The organism is Planctobacterium sp. AWM4_229 (genome assembly GCF_056160305.1).
The window spans coordinates 106,525-123,596 of sequence record NZ_JBSWWX010000007.1 but is presented as its reverse complement, the minus strand read 5'-3'; the positions used below and the strand labels follow the sequence as shown (position 1 = coordinate 123,596).

Sequence of the window (17,072 nt, the reverse complement as noted above, 5' to 3'; positions counted from 1 at the left end):
CTAAGGACAGCCATGACTCCCGCCATTAAAATCGCTCAAAAAGCTAAAATTGCTTATCGCGTACATCAATATCAACATGATACCGGTGCCGAATCCTATGGCACAGAAGCGGCTGAAAAACTCGGGATTAAACAAGAGCAGGTATTTAAAACCCTGGTCGTCGCGGTAGATAGTGGCGTGCTTGTTGTCGCGATTATCCCGGTTTCAGCCATGCTCAGCATGAAGCAGGTTGCCAAGGCCTGTGGTGGCAAAAAGGCCGCGATGGCTGAACAATCTCAGGTGGAACGCTCTACCGGCTATGTGCTGGGGGGCGTGAGTCCATTAGGGCAAAAAAAACGTCTCAAAACCTTGATTGATAGTTCGGCAAAAGGGCAGGACACGATATTTGTGAGTGCCGGCAAACGCGGCCTGGAAATCGAGCTGGCACCTGCTGATTTAGCCTCGTTGCTCAGCGCGACTTTTGCAGAATTACAGCACTAAAAATAGTGCTAATGTATGTCGTTGGTCGAAAAATGTCGGACGCTGACCGATTGCGACTTTGCTTTAACATTTTGCTTGTGTAAAAACAGCACAAACACAGTGGAGCAGATGTATGCGCAACCGAATACTTTTCATCCTTTTATCACTTTTGACTCAGTTTAGTCTGGCAGAGCCTGTACTAAAGGTCTCTGGGCAAGGTGCCGGTCAATTTCAAAGCTGGTGGTGGCAAGCAAAGGAGCCCCAAGCGGAAACCGTTATTTTATTATCTGGTCCAAATGACCACTGGAACTCCGATGCAGCATGGTGGTTAACGCTGGCTCCTATGCTACAAACACACACACATGTGGTGGCCATTGAACGCCCGGTGATTGGCCTGAATTTGGAAGCGCCGCAACTAGGGTATGTAGCCTTCGCTAAGCAGGTTAAGCAAGTGATTACAGAGCAGGGGATTGATGATTTCTCTATTGTCGCATTTGCTTCTTCTAACATGACGGTATTGCAACTGCTAAATCAATATCCGGAACTGTCTCCAAGGAAAGTGATATTGATTGATCCGGATGTGCTGACTGAATTTTCCGTGAGTCGTTATCAAAGCGATGCTCAACCTTTTAAAGACAAACAAAAACAGTATCAAGAATATTTGCAGTCAGGTAAATATATCGCGCGAGTGCAACAAAAAAATGTTGCAGAGCTGGAATCTATAAAGAAACTAACCCCCGAGTTAAACGATGAACAATACCGCTGGCTCCAGGATATCTTTTCGGCTCGGGAGAAGATCCCTAATCAAGTGAATTTGTTTAGCGAGATTGCCGTATACGGTGAGGATTTGGCTAAGGCCAAACAGCTAAGCTGGCCAGACGAGCTAACACTGGTGATCATTGATACCGATTTTGAGCAAGGCTACATCAACCGCAATGACGATGCGGAAGCTATCGAAGGCCTGCAAAAATGGCGTAAAGATGCATGGAAACACTATAAATCTCTAACTCAAGGCGAGCACAAAAAGCTGATTTCGCTGGAGAGCCAGGAACACCTGATGATGATTGAACAGCCAGAGTTGATTGTGGAGTTGTTGGTTAAATGAGGTGTACTACTTTTTCACTGCATTTGCCCGAGCCAAACGAGCTTGTTTGGTGGCGTCGTTAATTCTGGCTGGGTTATTAACGTCGTAACCATGCCGTTTTATCGATTTATTGAGAAAATGGTTGAGGTTTTGCTGGTTGTTCTCTGCCTTGTTTTGATGCGACAACACTGCAGAAGCAATAATCTTTGCTCTATTTTTACCAAAGCTTGAAGGTTCCTGACCAACGCCAAAACCTGGCGCAGCATGCTGGTTGTTATCGACGGTTTGCGAACGCACAAATTCACCATAACTAACGCCTTTTGCGACGGGTTCCATACCCAAGGGAGTCATTTTGCTGCCATGGTCCATCGCTTTTGCCAGTCTCGACCCCATTTTTTGTGGATTATTGTCAATCGTTCCATAAAGCACCGCATGATCGGGTCGGCCATTGCGCAGTGTTGCCGCTGACATGACTTTGGCGTTGTTGGCATTAGCTGCTCTTGAAGACCACCCTGAAGCAGCCATAGTTAAACCTGCATATTCTTTGGCTCTGTCACTGTCGGTCAAGTTTGAACCAGATTGCAAAAATGCATCTGATGTCAGGCTAAAACGAGAACTCATGCCTTGCTGATCAATAATTTGATTATTTTTCGCATACTTCTGGTCAACTTCATTGTTTTTCACAGAAGGTCTGACATGAAAGGCGAACGCATTGTCTCCGGTTTTACCTGGCCCTCCATCCATTGCACTTTGCTCTAAGAACTGTACGTTTTTCGCTGCTCTGGCAGAGTGGTTGCGTTTTTTCTCGGCGACCTCAGGTGTGACTGAAGGATTGCCGTTATTGCTTCTTACACGCTGTGGCCCTTTTGCCAACAACTCAGAATGCAACGCATGTTTTTTATAAAAACTATAGGCCCTGTCAGAGATTTGCTGCATTGTATGTTGCTTATTAGGGTTATGAGCCACCTCCGACCTGACACGCATACTTACCACCTTTGCCCAATGCTCCATACCTGCACGAGCAGGTGTTTTTTGTGCTTGTGCATTGGCATTTCTTCCTACATTTGCCAGACCAGAATTGTTATCGTTATTTGATGCCCGGCCTTGATTTCCGGGTTTTGAGTTGTTCATCAACTCTCCAGGTGGCGGTGTGATTATTTCCCGAAGCTAAGTCACAGAACTAACGCTGTAAAGGGAAATATTTAACTCGCATGAAAATAGTAAGCTACAGATTCATCAAGGTGAAAAAGGCTGCGAAATTGCGCTCAGCCTCTTCACATTTTGGCCATGGCTGCCAGCATGGATGGTGTGAATGCCAATATTGTAGGGAACAAAAATCGGCGAGTGCCATGGATGGTGTGAATGCCAATATTGTAGGGAACAAAAATCGGCGAGTGCCATGGATGGTGTGAATGCCGATATTGTAGGGAACAAATATCGGCGAGTTCGAGGAGGATGTTGAATTCATCGCTGATGTCCGGTTAAAACCAAACCTGGATGCATTGTGTAAATTAACTCGCGAAGGAGCTGAACACCTATGGCATCCCAACTCAACAACTAAAAGTGTTCATTTGGCCTTATTAAAAGGCCAATCACCGAATATATGATTTTTAGTCATTTATCCTGTTCAAAGACGTATTTTTTCCAGGAGTCAGGCTTAATTTCAAACTTTTTTAATGTTTCCACAGGCAGATAATTCAGTGCACCTGCAACTGAATGATGGAGGTAGGGCACCGAATTGGACATGATAGTTTTTATTACGATTCTCTTTACGCTTTCAGTATCGACTCTTTCAACACTGTGATTCAACCCTACTAGCTCCACCTCTTTAGCTCTTGGGAGTGTTGAACTTTCTGAAAAAATAAAAATGCAATATCGGGGAGAGCAAAGATATTCCGACGCCCCGATCGCTTTATAGGCCTGATAATAGATAGCTTCGATGTAATTGGATTGTTCCGGAAAGTCAGTTTTGAGCTTTTGGGTTTCTTCGATTAGCTGTTGGCTTCTTATAAATTCAGGCTCTGCTTCTCTGTCGTATTGATGATTCTTAACCTCTACCCTGTAATCTCCACCCGAAGAACCATGTGCCACTTTGAAGTGGTAAATTTCATTAGAGAAGGTTTCTGACTGGCCATCCCAAAATTCCAACACGTAGCGCATTTGTGCTTGTTCAAACTCGTTCAATCTATTGATATCAACAGAAAGTGGTATGGCAGTACTTATCACTTCGCCATATCTAAGTTGATAATACATGCGCTGCGCCCAATAAACGCTATCTTCGATTGGCTTTAAATTATCGACGCTGTGAAGTGGAAAGCTGAATATCTTGTAGTCCGTAGCCCAGGAGCTTAAATGAATACATAGTCCTATGGACAAACCAGCTATTTTGAGTTTTCGCATTACGATTCTTGCTTCACTGTTAATTTTAAATTGTGCGTAGGTGCTTTGAAGAGCAAATCAAATTAAGTGTAAAATATTTTTACCGCCTTTTCGAATGCCAGATGATATTTGAACCGGTTTGTTTTAAGTCGTTTAAATTGTAAGAGCAAACAGAAACCTCATAATCGCGGACCTTACAAGCTGTATGTTGAGCACAGGTCAGCCTCGCGACACACTACACATAAAGCATCCGGGTGCAGCATTGTGAATATGAATGTAATCAACTTGTTGATCTTGAAGCTGTTTTTCTATCGCAATATCTATCTCAATTCCCGGTACCACTTGGGCGTCAATCATTAACTTTTCAGCATTGTATGCTCTGAGTGAGAGCAACCTGTGCCTCAGCATTTCCGGAACTTCATTTATCTCGAGTGTTGCAACCTGAGCTTTTTCACGCACAAATATCGGTCCAGACGCTTTATAAGGTGAATTAACATTGTGATGATGGAACGGTAACACGAGCACTTTCTCTCCAATTTTTGCATCGATGAGAGAAACTCGACATGGGTATCCGGGTTCTGCATCCGCGGTAAGCCAGAAGGCGTCGTTTGCTTTTAACGCATTATCATCTTCAAGCATGAGTTTATTAAAGTGATCTTTGTTAAGTGCATTTATCAAAAATGAGTTGGGCATTGATTAAATCTCCGAAATAAAGAGTGTCCATTTTAAATCTTCGCTTTATAAAAACGCGTCGTTTTCGGACCTGGCACTCGAGAAAGATCACTCCGACATGTCGCTAATTTGTTATGTTCACGCTTGCTAGGGTTTACTGACAAAAAAACAATAATCATTGCTGAAAATGTGCTTTAGGGCTGTTTTCTGAAGAGGGGAGCACCAAATTAATAAAATTGTCAAAAAAAGGCTGTTGACTTTTAGACGTCTAGATGGCAAATTCATCTCAAGTACAAAATAACAGCTGCACCAGCCATCAATCGGCCAGCACTTGATCGGAAAAAACAATGCACTTTATTACCAGCATTATGATGATGATTATTATGACCGGCACCATCTCCACGGAGAGGGTCACTGGCTAGTGCAAGCGAAAGAATAGCAAAAGCCCGTGACCTACCAGGAAACGGGCTTTTTTTTTAAGTTTTATAAAGTCGGCTCACAGAGCCACAATGCAATCGGTAAGAAGCGGTAATCGGAGTTTAGAATGAAAGTATTGAAGTTTGGCGGGTCTTCACTGGCAGATGCAGTCAGGTATCTCAGTGTTCGGGATATCAGTTTGCAAGCCTACAAGGAAACTGGCGCGGCAGTGGTGTTATCTGCACCGAAAGGGGTTACCAATAACCTTGAAGCCTTGTGTCAGAAGGCGGAGCAGGGCGAAAATTACGAAGTGGAATTTGCCGCTCTCAAACAAACCCTCACCAGCATTGCCGCCGAACTCAATGACACCTTAGATAACTTCAATCACGACGCTCTTAGTCAACTTATTACCGAAAAGCTCAACGGTCTGGTAAAGCACCTGCAAGGTATTGCTCTGCTCAACGCCAGTCCTGCCTCGATTACCGCACAAATTTTGAGTCTGGGTGAATATGTGAGCGTCAATATCTTTAGTCAGATATTAACCGCTGGTGGTGTCAAAAACCAAATCATCGACCCGGTGGAATACGTTGTTGCCGAAGGCGATTACTTAGATTCCATTGCCGATTTGAGCGCCAGTCGGGCGCGCTTTGCCGATTTAGTGGTGGAAAAAGATTGCTTATTGATAATGCCAGGCTTTGCTGCGGCGAATGAAGCGGGTGAAAAAGTGACGTTAGGTCGTAATGGTTCTGATTATTCTGCCGCGATTCTGGCCGCTTGTATTGATGCTGAGTGCTGCGAAATCTGGACCGACGTTGACGGAGTGTACAACGCCGATCCACGCCAGGTGGATGGTGCTGTATTGCTGGACAAACTCACTTATCAAGAGGCAATGGAACTGTCTTACTTTGGTGCTAAGGTTTTGCATCCTAAAACCATCGGCCCAATCGCTCAGTATTCCATTCCTTGTTTGATCCGTAATACTTTGAATCCCGCTGCTCCTGGCACGCTTATCAGCCATGAAGCTAGCGAAAAGTGGGTGCAGGTTAAAGGTATCTCCTTGCTGGAAAACATGTCCATGTTCAATATCTCGGGTCCAGGCATGAAAGGCATGGTGGGTATGGCAGCCAGAGTGTTTGAGGTGATCTCCAATGCAAATATATCTATTAGCCTGATCACCCAGTCATCGTCTGAGTATTCCATCAGTTTCTGTATTCAAGGTAAAGATCAGGAGCGTGCGCGTAATGTATTGGAAGATGCCTTTGCACTGGAAATTGACAACCATTTGTTAGAGCCAATTCAAACTAAAGAGAATCTGGCCATTGTGACGCTGGTGGGTGACGGCATGCGTCACACTAAAGGGTTGGCAGCGCGCTTTTTCAGCGCCCTGGCACAGGCAAGAGTGAATAATGTCGCCATTGCGCAGGGTTCCTCTGAACGTTCTATTTCAACTGTAATTGAGGCCCGCAAAGCTAAAAAAGCAGTTAAGGTGATCCATCAGAATTTTTTCTCCAATCTCCACACCATTGACGCTTTTTTGGTGGGGTGTGGCACCGTGGGCGCAGAACTCCTTAACCAGATCAGTAAACAACAAGCTGCATTGTTGAAACGCGATATCAGTTTGCGAGTGTATGGCATTGCTAATAGTCGTAATTTGTTATTGCGGGAAGCCGGTATTGATTTGGCCAATGGTTGGCGTGAAGAGCTGGAAGCCAGCGAAGAAACCCTGGATGTGCGTACTTTGCAACGCTTTGCTCACGATAACAGTCTGGTCAACCCGGTAATCATCGATTGTACCACCAGTGACGACATTGCTGAGCAATACATCGATTTTATGGAAGCGGGCTTTCACGTGGTTACCCCCAATAAAAAAGCCAATACTGCAGAAATCAGTTTTTATCGCAAGTTGCGGGAAGTGGCGCGGGTTAACAATCGCCAGTTTTTGTATGAAACCACCGTTGGTGCTGGTTTGCCGGTTATCGATAATCTGCAAAACCTGATCTATGCCGGGGATGAGTTGCAACAGTTTGAAGGCATTTTGTCTGGCTCTTTGTCTTTTATTTTTGGCAAACTGGACGAAGGCTTGAGTATTTCTCAGGCCACTAAAATTGCTATGGAAAATGGTTTTACTGAGCCAGATCCAAGAGATGATCTCAGCGGTATGGATGTGGCGCGTAAGCTATTGATTATGGCGCGCGAGGCAGGACTGGAACTGGAAATTTCAGATATCAGTATCGAATCGGTGCTCCCTGAGTCATTTGATGCTTCCGGCTCTGTTGACGAGTTTGTTACCCGGCTACCGGAGCTGGATGCTCATTTTGCTAAGCTGGTGGGGGATGCTGCCTCTGAAGGTAAGGTATTGCGTTACGTGGGTACCATTAAAAATGGTGAATGTGCGGTAAAGGTATTGCCTGTTGATGCGCAGCACCCGCTCTACGCCATTAAAGATGGTGAGAACGCCTTGGCCATTCACAGTGAATATTATCAGCCCATACCCTTTGTTATTCGAGGTTATGGAGCAGGTGCGGCTGTGACCGCCGCTGGTGTTTTTGCCGACGTATTGCGCACTATGCCCTGGGCTGGAAAGCACTAATAGCCGTTTTTTATAAAAGCTATTTTTCGTCATAAGGCAGCGCTGTACAATCAATGTGCATGTGTTAGCCTTATGACCCTTTTAACGATTTGTTAGGAAAAGTCTCGATGAAGCACATCGCCTACGCGCCTGCTTCGATAGGAAATGTTTGCTTAGGGTTTGATATCCTGGGCGCTGCAATTGCCCCTATAGATGGTTCACCTTTGGGTGATACGGTTACTCTTGAAGAAGCTCAAGCGTTCAGTTTGTCTGTTGTTGGTCGCTTTGCCCACAAACTGCCTACTGAACCCTCCACCAATATTGTGACGCATTGTTACAACGCCTTTCACAACAAGCTAAAAGCGCAAAACATTAACGCGCCGGCCTGTAAAATGACGCTCAATAAACACCTGCCAATCGGCAGTGGTTTAGGTTCCAGTGCCAGTTCAATTGTTGCGGCATTGGATGGTTTGAATAGCTTTTATGGTCAGCCTTTCTCAGAAGATGAGATGCTACTGTTGATGGGCGAGTTAGAAGGGCAAATCAGCGGCAGTATTCACTATGACAATGTCGCACCTTGTTATCTGGGTGGTATGACATTGATGGTGGAAAACGGTGAGCAAATCACTACGCAACTGCCCGTCATAGAAGACTGGTATTGGGTAAGTTGTTATTCCGGTATTTCAGTTTCCACTTCCGCAGCCAGAGAGATTTTACCCAAAGAGGTTAGTGTACAAACGGCATTGCAGTTTGGTAAGCAACTGGCAGTATTCGTGGATGCATTGCATCAGAAAAATGGCAAGTTGGCAGCGAGTATGATGCAAGATGTGATTGCCGAGCCGTATCGAAAAAGTTTGTTACCTAAATTTGATGAATCCAGAGAATTTGCATTAGACAATGGCGCATTGGCCTTCAGTATTTCCGGGTCGGGTCCCACTGTCTTTGCCGTGTGTGAAAGCCTCAAGGAGGCTAATAAAATAAGTGACTGGCTAACTGCTAATTATATCCAGAACGAAGATGGGTTTAGCCATGTCTGTAAACTGGACCTGCAAGGTTCAAGTGTAGTGAAGGAAACATAAGTGCAATTATTTAATCTAAAAGACGATAGCGATACCGTTAATTTTTGTGAGGCGGTGCAAAAGGGCTTGGGTAAAAACCAAGGGCTTTATTTCCCCAAAGATATCGCACCATTGAGTAATGTTGATGAGTTACTGGCTCAGCCATTTACCCAGCGTAGCAGTGCGATTTTGTCCCATTTAATTGGTGATGATATTCCGGTAGAAACGCTTACGGGATTGGTGGAGAATGCTTTTAATTTTCCGGCCCCCCTGGCGCAGGTGAAAGACAATGTTTATTGCCTGGAGTTATTTCACGGACCAACCTTAGCGTTTAAAGACTTTGGTGGTCGTTTTATGGCACAGGTGTTGTCGCATTTAACCAAAGACAATAAAAATCCAATTACCATTTTAACGGCAACTTCTGGCGATACCGGAGCTGCAGTGGCCCATGCCTTCCACGGTATCGAGAATATCAATGTGGTGATCCTGTATCCCAAAGGCAAAATCTCCACTTTGCAGGAAAAACTATTCTCCACTCTGGGCGGTAACATCCATACTGTTGCAGTGGAAAGCGACTTTGATGCCTGTCAGCAATTGGTGAAAGCCGCCTTTGATGACCCTGAAGTGCGGGACGGCTTGCATCTTAACTCGGCCAACTCCATTAATATCAGCCGTTTACTGGCCCAGGTGTGTTATTACTTTGAGGCGTTCTCGCAAATACCACAAGACGAGCGCAGCGAAGTGGTGTTCTCAGTACCGAGTGGTAACTTTGGTAACTTAACCGCAGGCATGATAGCTAAAGCATTGGGTTTGCCCATCAAACGTTTTATTGCGTCCACTAATGCCAACGATACGGTGCCTCGCTATTGGGCGTCAGGTGAATGGTCACCTAAACCTACAGTAGCCACTATGTCCAACGCGATGGATGTGAGTCAGCCAAACAACTGGCCGCGTATTGAGGCTTTATTTGAATATGGCTATCTGGATAAAGCCATACTGTCGGCAGAAGCGGTAGACGAAGAGTACACTCAGGTGGCGATGCGACAGCTGATGAAAGATGGTTATGTCAGTGAACCCCATGCTGCCATTGCCTATAAGAGTTTAAAACGCAATTTGACAGAAACCGAGACTGGCGTATTTTTAGGTACAGCACACCCGGCTAAGTTTAAAGAAACGGTGGAAAACGTATTGGGACAGCCTATCAGTTTACCGCAGCCTTTAGCTGAATGTGCTGGAAAAGAGACGTTATCTGCTGAAAAAGACGCCTCTTATGAAAGCTTAAAAGCCCACCTCTTTGAATTGCTCAAATAAATGAGCAGCTGGAAAGACGTACTAGGCGCCGAAAAACAGGCGCCTTATTTTCAGCAAATTCTTGAATTTGTTGAGGGTGAACGCCAGGCGGGAAAAACCATTTATCCGCCACAAGAAGATGTATTCAACGCCTTTAAAGCCACTGAGTTTGAACAAGTAAAAGTGGTGATATTGGGGCAAGATCCCTATCATGGCCCCGGTCAAGCTCACGGTTTGTGTTTTTCTGTTCTGCCCGGAATTAAAACACCTCCATCACTCAGAAACATGTACAAAGAGCTAAAACAATCGGTTCCGGGATTTGAAATACCTGATCATGGGTATTTGCAGAAATGGGCGGAGCAGGGAGTATTACTGTTGAATACCGTGCTGACGGTAGAGCAGGGCAAAGCGCATTCTCATAGCAAAATAGGTTGGGAAAAATTCACTGATAAAGTGATTGAGGCGTTAAATGAGCACGCTCAAGGGCTTGTTTTTATGCTGTGGGGCAGCCATGCTCATAAAAAAGGCGCATGCATCGATACCAGCAAACATACGGTATTGAAGACAACTCATCCATCACCGTTATCAGCTCATCGAGGCTTTTTGGGCTGCAATCACTTCTTCCAGTGCAATCAAATTTTGCAACAGCAGGGCAAGCCAGCAATCGATTGGCAGGTATAAGCTTTTTATTCAGGCTACTGCGACACTTCACTGCGGCAGTCTTCCGGTAAGGCTGTCACTGTCATCAGCAAAGCCTTGCAATTGAACGAATGCAAATTCGCCAGTTAATCGCTTTTTTAATGCAATATTGAAATCTGTCGGCAGATTAGCAACCTGCCGACTAAACGAAGTTCACAAAAAGCTTATCGCCAAAAACCAAAAAGCCCCATAAACAGGGGCTTTTGCGGTTAGATGTCGATTTGGCTTAATTCGTACTCGTTGAACATGTCCATATCTTCAAGTTCTTTACGAAGCTTGTATTTATCCTTGATAGCTTCGATTTCGCGCCACATGCGCTTCTTTTTACGAGATTTTGTTGAGCGAGTTTCTTGGTCTAATTTGGACATTAAATCGTTTTTATCCACGGTAAACTCCTTACATCACACCGCTAAAATTGCCGGGTTTACAACATGTTAACATCCGGCTTCGATTGCTGTTTTATCACAGCCGATGCAAAAGTAAAAGGTTAATGTTAACTTTTTATTAACATTACGTGAAACTATCAAGAAAGGCATAATAAGTGGCTGAAAAATGTACAATTAATGCGTGAGAAGTGTTTTAATTTCAACAAATGTCTGAAAATTGTACGAAGATGCAAATAAAGGATAGTAAATGTGATGTGGGATAAGGGCCTCTCAGGTCGCCCTGCTAATCTGAGAGGCACATTTTGAAGCTTATTTTAAACTATCAACAAACCGGGTTATTAACTGATTGGTGGAAGCATCAAAGTTTGGCGCTTCCTCTGCGTCCTGAATTTTGTCCAGGATCTGATTCCCCAATACTTTACCTAGCTCAACTCCCCATTGATCGTAGGAATTAACGCCCCAAATGGCGCCTTGAACAAATACTTTGTGTTCATACATGGCAACAAGTGCCCCCAATGTATGGGGAGCCAACTGCTCAAACAATAAGGTGTTTGACGGTTTGTTACCTGGCATGGTTTTATGAGTGGCTAACACCTCGATTTCATCCTGCTTAAGGCCTTTACCTTTCAACGCTTCAGCAATCTCTTTGTGAGACTGTCCTTGCATCAAGGCTTGGGATTGTGCGAAGCAGTTTGAGGCCAACATGGCATGATGGGTGTTGTCCTGATTAGGCACTTTCAGTGGTAGCATAAAATCCGCCGGGATCAGCGTATGGCTTTGGTGAATCAACTGATGAAAGGAATGTTGGCCATTGGTGCCTTCACTACCCCAGACAATGGGGCCTGTTTCATACTCTATGGCCTCATCGCCTGCTACCTGCTTACCATTGCTTTCCATATCCAATTGTTGAACGTACGCCGGAAAGCCTCTTAGATAGTGATAATAGGGCAGCAGCACATAGCTTTGGGCGTTAAAGAAGTTGCGATACCACAAACCAATCAGTGCCATGAGCACTGGCAGATTTTGCTCCGCAGGCGCGGTTTGGAAATGCTCATCCATGGCGAAGGCACCTTTAAGCAAGGCCTCAAAGTTATCCCAGCCAATAGCAAGAGCGAGTGGCAAGCCGATGGCTGACCAGAGCGAATAACGGCCACCAACCCAATCCCACATGGGGAAAATGTTTTCTTCCGCCATACCAAATTCAGTAGCGGCTTTGATATTGGAAGACACCGCCATAAAGTGTTTGGCAATATCCGTTTCGCTACCACCATTGGCTAAAAACCACTGTTTGGCCGTGATGGTATTTTGCAGTGTTTCCTGGGTGCTGAAAGACTTGGAAGACATCAAAATCAGGGTTTGTTCAGGATCACGTTGCGCTAATACGTCCTGGATATGGCAACCGTCGACATTGGCGACAAAATGCACTTTAACGTCTTCTTGCCAGTAGGGCTTTAGCGCTTCCGACATAATCTTAGGGCCGAGGAAGGAGCCGCCAATACCGATGCTGACCACGTCTTTTATGGGCTTGCCGGTATAACCTTTGTGCTCACCTTGTAAAATGCTGGCCACAAACGCCTTCATTTTGGCCTGGGTTGCGAACACTTCTGGCATCACATCTTTACCGTCTACCATCACTGGCTTGCCTGAGAAGTTGCGTAATGCGGTGTGCAATACCGCTCTGTGCTCAGTAAAGTTAATTTGCTCACCACTGAACATGGCACTGCGTTTTTCTGCCACATTACATTGCTCAGCAAGCTCAAACAACGACTCCATTACTTCCTGATTAATTCGGTTCTTGGAGTAATCCAGGGTGATCCCAGCGGCTTCTACAGTGTATTTTTCAGCGCGTTTAGGATCGTTATTAAACCAGTCGCGCATGTGTTCAAATTTAATGGCGTCGGCAATATCAGATAATTTTTGCCAGGCGGGTTGCTCATTCAGATGGGCCATAATCTTCCTCAATAATTGATAAACACTTGTCGGATAGTTGCAGGGCCTTTGCTTATTATTTTTATTGCTAAATTTGTTTTTTGGGCCAACAAAAAAGCCATCTCACAGATGGCTTTAGAATTTTGTTTTAGATGTTACAGCTTCGCTTTTAACATGTCTTCCAGTTTTACCTGGTCTTTAGCGAAATTGCGGATACCTTCGGCCAGCTTTTCGGTGGCCATGGCATCTTCGTTCATTTGCCAGCGGAATTCACGCTCAGATAAGGCACCCGGTGCATCCGATGTGGCGCCCGTGTCTTGTAATTTCACCGGCAATTCAGCATCGCTGTCTTTTAGCTCTTGCAGCAGGGCAGGACTAATGGTTAAACGGTCACAGCCTGCAAGTTCGGTGATTTCACCGATGTTGCGGAAGCTGGCCCCCATTACAATGGTTTTGTAACCATGCTGCTTGTAATAATTGTAGATGCGGGTAACGGATTGTACGCCCGGATCTTCAGCCGGTTGATATTCTTTTTGCTCGGTATTGGCTTTGTACCAATCCAGGATGCGCCCCACAAACGGCGAAATCAAAAATACACCAGCTTCAGCACAGGCACGCGCTTGAGCGAATCCAAATAACAAGGTCAGGTTACAGTTGATGCCTTCTTTTTCCAGCTCTTCGGCCGCCTGAATGCCTTCCCATGTGGAAGCAATCTTGATCAGGATGCGATCTTTGCTAACGCCCGCTTCTTCATATAGCTCCACAAGGCGGTGGGCCTTTTCGATAGTGGCGCGTTTATCAAACGACAAACGAGCGTCAACTTCAGTAGAAACGCGGCCGGGAACAATGTTCAGAATCTCGCAACCAAATTTTACTGCGAGTTTGTCACTGGCGTCTTCAAGTTGTTGTTGTGCATCGTCTGACTGTTGTTTAGCCCACTCAACTGCTTCGGTGATCAGAGGCTGATATTGCTCCATCTGTGCAGCTTTTAGTAACAAAGATGGGTTGGTGGTGGCATCGACAGGTTCGTACTGACGAATGGCTTCGATATCACCCGTGTCTGCAACGACAGTCGTTACAGCGCGTAAAGCTTCTAGTTGGTTACTCATAATTTCCTCAAAAAATATTCCGTGTGTGGACTAACATGACAAAACATTCATGTTCAGGGTATAACCTTTTATTGTTACTACCGAATGAAATTTCGTGTTTGCGAAATGTGGTGTAATGATGACAAAAAAAGGCACTGCAGAATGGCAAGAAGTATCGTATAACTGAACACAGTAATCAATGGGATGTTTAGATTGAAATGACAGCTAAAATAACCGTAATTCAGGAAGACATCACGCGTTTGCCTGTGGATGTCATTGTTAATGCCGCCAATAACAGTTTATTAGGGGGCGGTGGAGTCGATGGTGCTATTCATCAAGCGGCAGGACCAGAGTTATTGAAAGAGTGCAAAAACCTCGGCGGCTGTTTAACCGGGGAGGCTAAAATTACCGATGGTTATAAGCTGCCCTGCAAAAAAATCATCCATACGGTTGGCCCCATCTGGCATGGCGGTGAGCGTCAAGAGGCAAAGCTGTTGGCCCAGTGTTATCAACGTGTATTGTCACTGGCAGCAGAATATGAACTGCGCAGCATTGCCTTTCCAGCCATCAGTTGCGGTGTATATGGTTATCCCATTAGTCAGGCCTGCGAAATTGCCATGAACAGTGTGGTGGAGCAAACCAGCTATTATCCCGACATTCGCAAGGTGATCTTTTGTGCTTTCAATGACGAAATCTATGAAGCCTATATTCGCGCCATGCAATCGATCCAGTTGCATTGAAATCCAGTAAAAAGCCACAACATTAATGCTTTTGACTGGAGCGCCCTTGTTTTATGTTAGTTGTTATTTCCCCTGCTAAAAATCTGGATTACGACACCCCGGCCACGACTTCGGCCTATACCCAGCCAGATTTACTTGAAGCTGCCCAAGCACTTATCAATCGCTGTAAAAAATTGGCGCCGCAAGATATCAGCTCATTAATGCATATCAGCGATAAATTAGCTTTACTGAATGCTGAACGATACGCTACATGGCACACACCATTCACCCAAGACAACGCTAAGCAAGCGGTGTTGGCCTTTAACGGTGATGTGTATACCGGGTTAGATGCGCCGAGCTTGAGTGAAGAAACATTGCAATACAGTCAACAGCATTTGCGCATATTGTCTGGTTTGTATGGACTGTTGCGCCCGCTGGATTTAATGCAACCTTACCGTCTTGAAATGGGCACTAAACTGGATACCGATATAGGTAAAAACCTGTATGAGTTCTGGGGAGAACAAATTACAGATAAGCTCAATGAAGCCCTTGCAGAGCAGGGCGATAATGTGCTGGTTAACCTGGCTTCAAATGAGTATTTCAAATCGGTCAAACCGAAAAAACTACAAGCCCAGATTTATACGCCAGTATTTAAAGATGCCAAAAATGGCCAATATAAAGTGATCAGCTTTTTTGCCAAAAAAGCCCGCGGCCTGATGGCTCGCTATATCCTGGAAAATCAGGTGTCTGAAGTGGCCCAGCTCAAAGCCTTTGATTCAGCGGGTTATCGCTTTAGCGAAGAACAGAGTAAAGGTAATGAGTTAGTGTTTTTGAGGGAAGAGCAGGGGTAGGGTGATTTTCTGTCTCGTTTCTGACTAACTTGTCCGGTTGAAACCGAACCTACAGATTCTATTTAGGTCCGAACTTGAGCTGCACGGATGCAGTGAATGCCGAGTTTGTCGGGAACACTAATCGGCGAGCTGCAGGGATGCAGTGAATGCCGAGTTTGTCGGGAACATTTAAACGGCCAGTCGGACAACGGCGGTGAAATCAACATTTTTGTCGAGCTAAAGCTGCGATCTACAAAAACCGATATTCACTTCGTTCATGCAGAACCGATAACTCTTTTGTAGGTTCGAATTAATTCGGACAGCAGTGCTTAAATTCACATCTTTGTCGAGCTGGTCTTTTTTTGCTCCCTGCAAAAAAGACATTCACGCCATCCATGGCGTTCAAGCTGCGACCTACACAGCAAAAATCAGCAAAAATCAGCAAAAAATCAGCAGCAAATCAGGTGATTTAAACACTCTGTCTTTAAGCTTCATCCCGTCGAATAACTGTTCGTGCATTAAAACAAGTCATGAATTCATAAGGGAGTCAAAATCGTGAAATTGCAGTTATCTTCAGTAGCAACGCTGTTGGGTTGTTTGTTTATTAGTTTTACAAGTTACGCCGGAAATGAGTCGGGTATTGTCAAAGACCTATATTTGGGACAAAAGCCGCCGGGCCTGGTGCCAGAGCTATTTGCACCAGACTTGATTAAAACAGAGCACCGTGAAGCCGAAGCGGCGTTTTCGCCTGATTTAAAAGAGTTTTATTTTCGCAGAAGGGGCGGTGAATACGAGAGGAACACATTAGTTGTGGTGCGCAAAACTAATGGACATTGGACTGAATCCGTTTTACCTCCTTGGGCGGGTGAGCCTTTTGTTTCCATCGACAATAAAAGGCTATATCTGGGTAGAAAATTCAGAGAGCGCACAAGTTCTGGTTGGTCTGAAATACAAAGTCACGCTGAACCTTTGTCAGGCTTGCCAATTATGCGCATAACAGTTTCGTCCAAAGGAACTTATTTTTTTGACGAAGCATCAGAAACGCCCATTCGCTATTCAAGGTTAATAAATGGAAAACGCGAAAAACCGAGGGATTTGGATATTGAATTTGGCCCTTGGAATGCGCACCCCTATATCGCGCCTGATGAGTCCTACTTAATTTGGGATGATCAAAGAGAAAGCGGGTATGGCGGTCCAGATCTTTATATCAGTTTTCGCCAGAAAGATAATTCATGGGGAGAGGCTATAAACTTAGGAGATAAGATTAATACCGAGCATAACGAAGCTTATGGTAGTGTGTCACCGGATGGAAAATACTTTTTCTTTCACAGAGGTTACGGTGGTGACAAGGGGGACATTTATTGGATGGATGCGCAATTTATTAACGAACTCAGGTCCTAATAAATAGTTTTATTATCTCTGAAAACCTGGCTGATATTTTGAGCAAATGCTGAGGATAATCATCAAAAGGTAGATAGTATGCCACACAGGTG

At 44.9% G+C, this 17,072-nt stretch carries 16 protein-coding genes; 10 read left to right on the top strand and 6 right to left on the bottom strand.

Going from position 1 to position 17,072, the window contains the following annotated elements; all coding sequences use genetic code 11:
- The first annotated feature begins 12 nt into the window (after positions 1–12).
- Both ybaK and ACXAGP_RS16345 read left to right on the top strand, forming a co-directional pair.
- Positions 13–480 (top strand): Cys-tRNA(Pro) deacylase, encoded by a 468-nt coding sequence (ybaK, locus tag ACXAGP_RS16350; protein ID WP_475262636.1) that lies wholly within the window; start codon positions 13–15, stop codon positions 478–480.
- Between the two features lie 112 nt (positions 481–592).
- Positions 593–1,564, top strand: a complete 972-nt coding sequence (locus tag ACXAGP_RS16345; protein WP_475262635.1) for an alpha/beta fold hydrolase — start codon at positions 593–595, stop codon at positions 1,562–1,564.
- A 6-nt stretch (positions 1,565–1,570) separates the two neighbouring features.
- Here the strand turns inward: ACXAGP_RS16345 and ACXAGP_RS16340 are convergent, their stop codons facing one another.
- Positions 1,571–2,674: a T3SS effector HopA1 family protein gene (locus tag ACXAGP_RS16340; RefSeq protein ID WP_475262634.1), complete on the bottom strand. Its 1,104-nt coding sequence runs from the start codon at positions 2,672–2,674 to the stop codon at positions 1,571–1,573.
- Between the two features lie 80 nt (positions 2,675–2,754).
- Here ACXAGP_RS16340 and ACXAGP_RS16335 point away from each other — a divergent pair, with 80 nt between their 5' ends.
- Positions 2,755–2,955, top strand: coding sequence for a hypothetical protein (locus ACXAGP_RS16335; protein ID WP_475262633.1), 201 nt, complete (start codon positions 2,755–2,757; stop codon positions 2,953–2,955).
- Between the two features lie 202 nt (positions 2,956–3,157).
- Here the strand turns inward: ACXAGP_RS16335 and ACXAGP_RS16330 are convergent, their stop codons facing one another.
- Positions 3,158–3,943, bottom strand: a complete 786-nt coding sequence (locus ACXAGP_RS16330) for a hypothetical protein (RefSeq protein WP_475262632.1) — start codon at positions 3,941–3,943, stop codon at positions 3,158–3,160.
- A gap of 198 nt (positions 3,944–4,141) precedes the next feature.
- Entirely contained in the window at positions 4,142–4,615 is a 474-nt protein-coding gene (locus ACXAGP_RS16325; RefSeq protein ID WP_475262631.1) for a DUF1203 domain-containing protein, read from the bottom strand.
- A 523-nt stretch (positions 4,616–5,138) separates the two neighbouring features.
- On the opposite strand from ACXAGP_RS16325, the gene thrA reads away from it, so the two are divergent.
- From thrA to ung, 4 genes are all read left to right on the top strand, one after another.
- The gene (gene thrA / locus ACXAGP_RS16320; RefSeq protein ID WP_475262630.1) at positions 5,139–7,601 is read left to right on the top strand and encodes a bifunctional aspartate kinase/homoserine dehydrogenase I; all 2,463 of its coding nucleotides are present in this window, start codon (positions 5,139–5,141) and stop codon (positions 7,599–7,601) included.
- 107 nt (positions 7,602–7,708) lie between these two features.
- Complete coding sequence (gene thrB / locus ACXAGP_RS16315) at positions 7,709–8,659, top strand: homoserine kinase (protein ID WP_475262629.1); 951 nt, start codon at positions 7,709–7,711, stop codon at positions 8,657–8,659.
- Entirely contained in the window at positions 8,660–9,949 is a 1,290-nt protein-coding gene (gene thrC, locus ACXAGP_RS16310; RefSeq protein ID WP_475262628.1) for a threonine synthase, read from the top strand.
- The gene (ung, locus tag ACXAGP_RS16305; protein WP_475262627.1) at positions 9,950–10,609 is read left to right on the top strand and encodes a uracil-DNA glycosylase; all 660 of its coding nucleotides are present in this window, start codon (positions 9,950–9,952) and stop codon (positions 10,607–10,609) included.
- A 227-nt stretch (positions 10,610–10,836) separates the two neighbouring features.
- Here the strand turns inward: ung and ACXAGP_RS16300 are convergent, their stop codons facing one another.
- The 3 genes from ACXAGP_RS16300 to tal all read right to left on the bottom strand — a co-directional run bounded on the left by ACXAGP_RS16300 (position 10,837) and on the right by tal (position 14,051).
- Entirely contained in the window at positions 10,837–11,013 is a 177-nt protein-coding gene (locus ACXAGP_RS16300) for a DUF3545 family protein (RefSeq protein WP_475262626.1), read from the bottom strand.
- A 309-nt stretch (positions 11,014–11,322) separates the two neighbouring features.
- Positions 11,323–12,963: a glucose-6-phosphate isomerase gene (pgi, locus tag ACXAGP_RS16295; RefSeq protein ID WP_475262625.1), complete on the bottom strand. Its 1,641-nt coding sequence runs from the start codon at positions 12,961–12,963 to the stop codon at positions 11,323–11,325.
- 134 nt (positions 12,964–13,097) lie between these two features.
- Complete coding sequence (gene tal / locus ACXAGP_RS16290) at positions 13,098–14,051, bottom strand: transaldolase (protein WP_338291777.1); 954 nt, start codon at positions 14,049–14,051, stop codon at positions 13,098–13,100.
- A 197-nt stretch (positions 14,052–14,248) separates the two neighbouring features.
- On the opposite strand from tal, the gene ACXAGP_RS16285 reads away from it, so the two are divergent.
- The 3 genes from ACXAGP_RS16285 (at position 14,249) to ACXAGP_RS16275 (ending at position 16,980) form a co-directional block, all read left to right on the top strand.
- Positions 14,249–14,770: an O-acetyl-ADP-ribose deacetylase gene (locus ACXAGP_RS16285; RefSeq protein ID WP_475262624.1), complete on the top strand. Its 522-nt coding sequence runs from the start codon at positions 14,249–14,251 to the stop codon at positions 14,768–14,770.
- 53 nt (positions 14,771–14,823) lie between these two features.
- Positions 14,824–15,600, top strand: coding sequence for a peroxide stress protein YaaA (yaaA, locus tag ACXAGP_RS16280; RefSeq protein WP_475262623.1), 777 nt, complete (start codon positions 14,824–14,826; stop codon positions 15,598–15,600).
- 534 nt (positions 15,601–16,134) lie between these two features.
- On the top strand, positions 16,135–16,980 hold the full coding sequence (locus ACXAGP_RS16275) for a TolB-like translocation protein (RefSeq protein WP_475262622.1): 846 nt from the start codon (positions 16,135–16,137) through the stop codon (positions 16,978–16,980).
- Positions 16,981–17,072 lie beyond the last annotated feature (92 nt).

What these genes read in the sequence shown, in the direction of transcription:
- ybaK (WP_475262636.1), top strand. Translation starts at nt 13, where the DNA reads ATGACTCCCGCCATTAAAATCGCTCAAAAAGCTAAAATTGCTTATCGC.
- ACXAGP_RS16345 (WP_475262635.1), top strand. Translation starts at nt 593, where the DNA reads ATGCGCAACCGAATACTTTTCATCCTTTTATCACTTTTGACTCAGTTT.
- ACXAGP_RS16340 (WP_475262634.1), bottom strand. Translation starts at nt 2,674, where the DNA reads ATGAACAACTCAAAACCCGGAAATCAAGGCCGGGCATCAAATAACGAT.
- ACXAGP_RS16335 (WP_475262633.1), top strand. Translation starts at nt 2,755, where the DNA reads ATGAAAATAGTAAGCTACAGATTCATCAAGGTGAAAAAGGCTGCGAAA.
- ACXAGP_RS16330 (WP_475262632.1), bottom strand. Translation starts at nt 3,943, where the DNA reads ATGCGAAAACTCAAAATAGCTGGTTTGTCCATAGGACTATGTATTCAT.
- ACXAGP_RS16325 (WP_475262631.1), bottom strand. Translation starts at nt 4,615, where the DNA reads ATGCCCAACTCATTTTTGATAAATGCACTTAACAAAGATCACTTTAAT.
- thrA (WP_475262630.1), top strand. Translation starts at nt 5,139, where the DNA reads ATGAAAGTATTGAAGTTTGGCGGGTCTTCACTGGCAGATGCAGTCAGG.
- thrB (WP_475262629.1), top strand. Translation starts at nt 7,709, where the DNA reads ATGAAGCACATCGCCTACGCGCCTGCTTCGATAGGAAATGTTTGCTTA.
- ung (WP_475262627.1), top strand. Translation starts at nt 9,950, where the DNA reads ATGAGCAGCTGGAAAGACGTACTAGGCGCCGAAAAACAGGCGCCTTAT.
- pgi (WP_475262625.1), bottom strand. Translation starts at nt 12,963, where the DNA reads ATGGCCCATCTGAATGAGCAACCCGCCTGGCAAAAATTATCTGATATT.
- tal (WP_338291777.1), bottom strand. Translation starts at nt 14,051, where the DNA reads ATGAGTAACCAACTAGAAGCTTTACGCGCTGTAACGACTGTCGTTGCA.
- ACXAGP_RS16285 (WP_475262624.1), top strand. Translation starts at nt 14,249, where the DNA reads ATGACAGCTAAAATAACCGTAATTCAGGAAGACATCACGCGTTTGCCT.
- yaaA (WP_475262623.1), top strand. Translation starts at nt 14,824, where the DNA reads ATGTTAGTTGTTATTTCCCCTGCTAAAAATCTGGATTACGACACCCCG.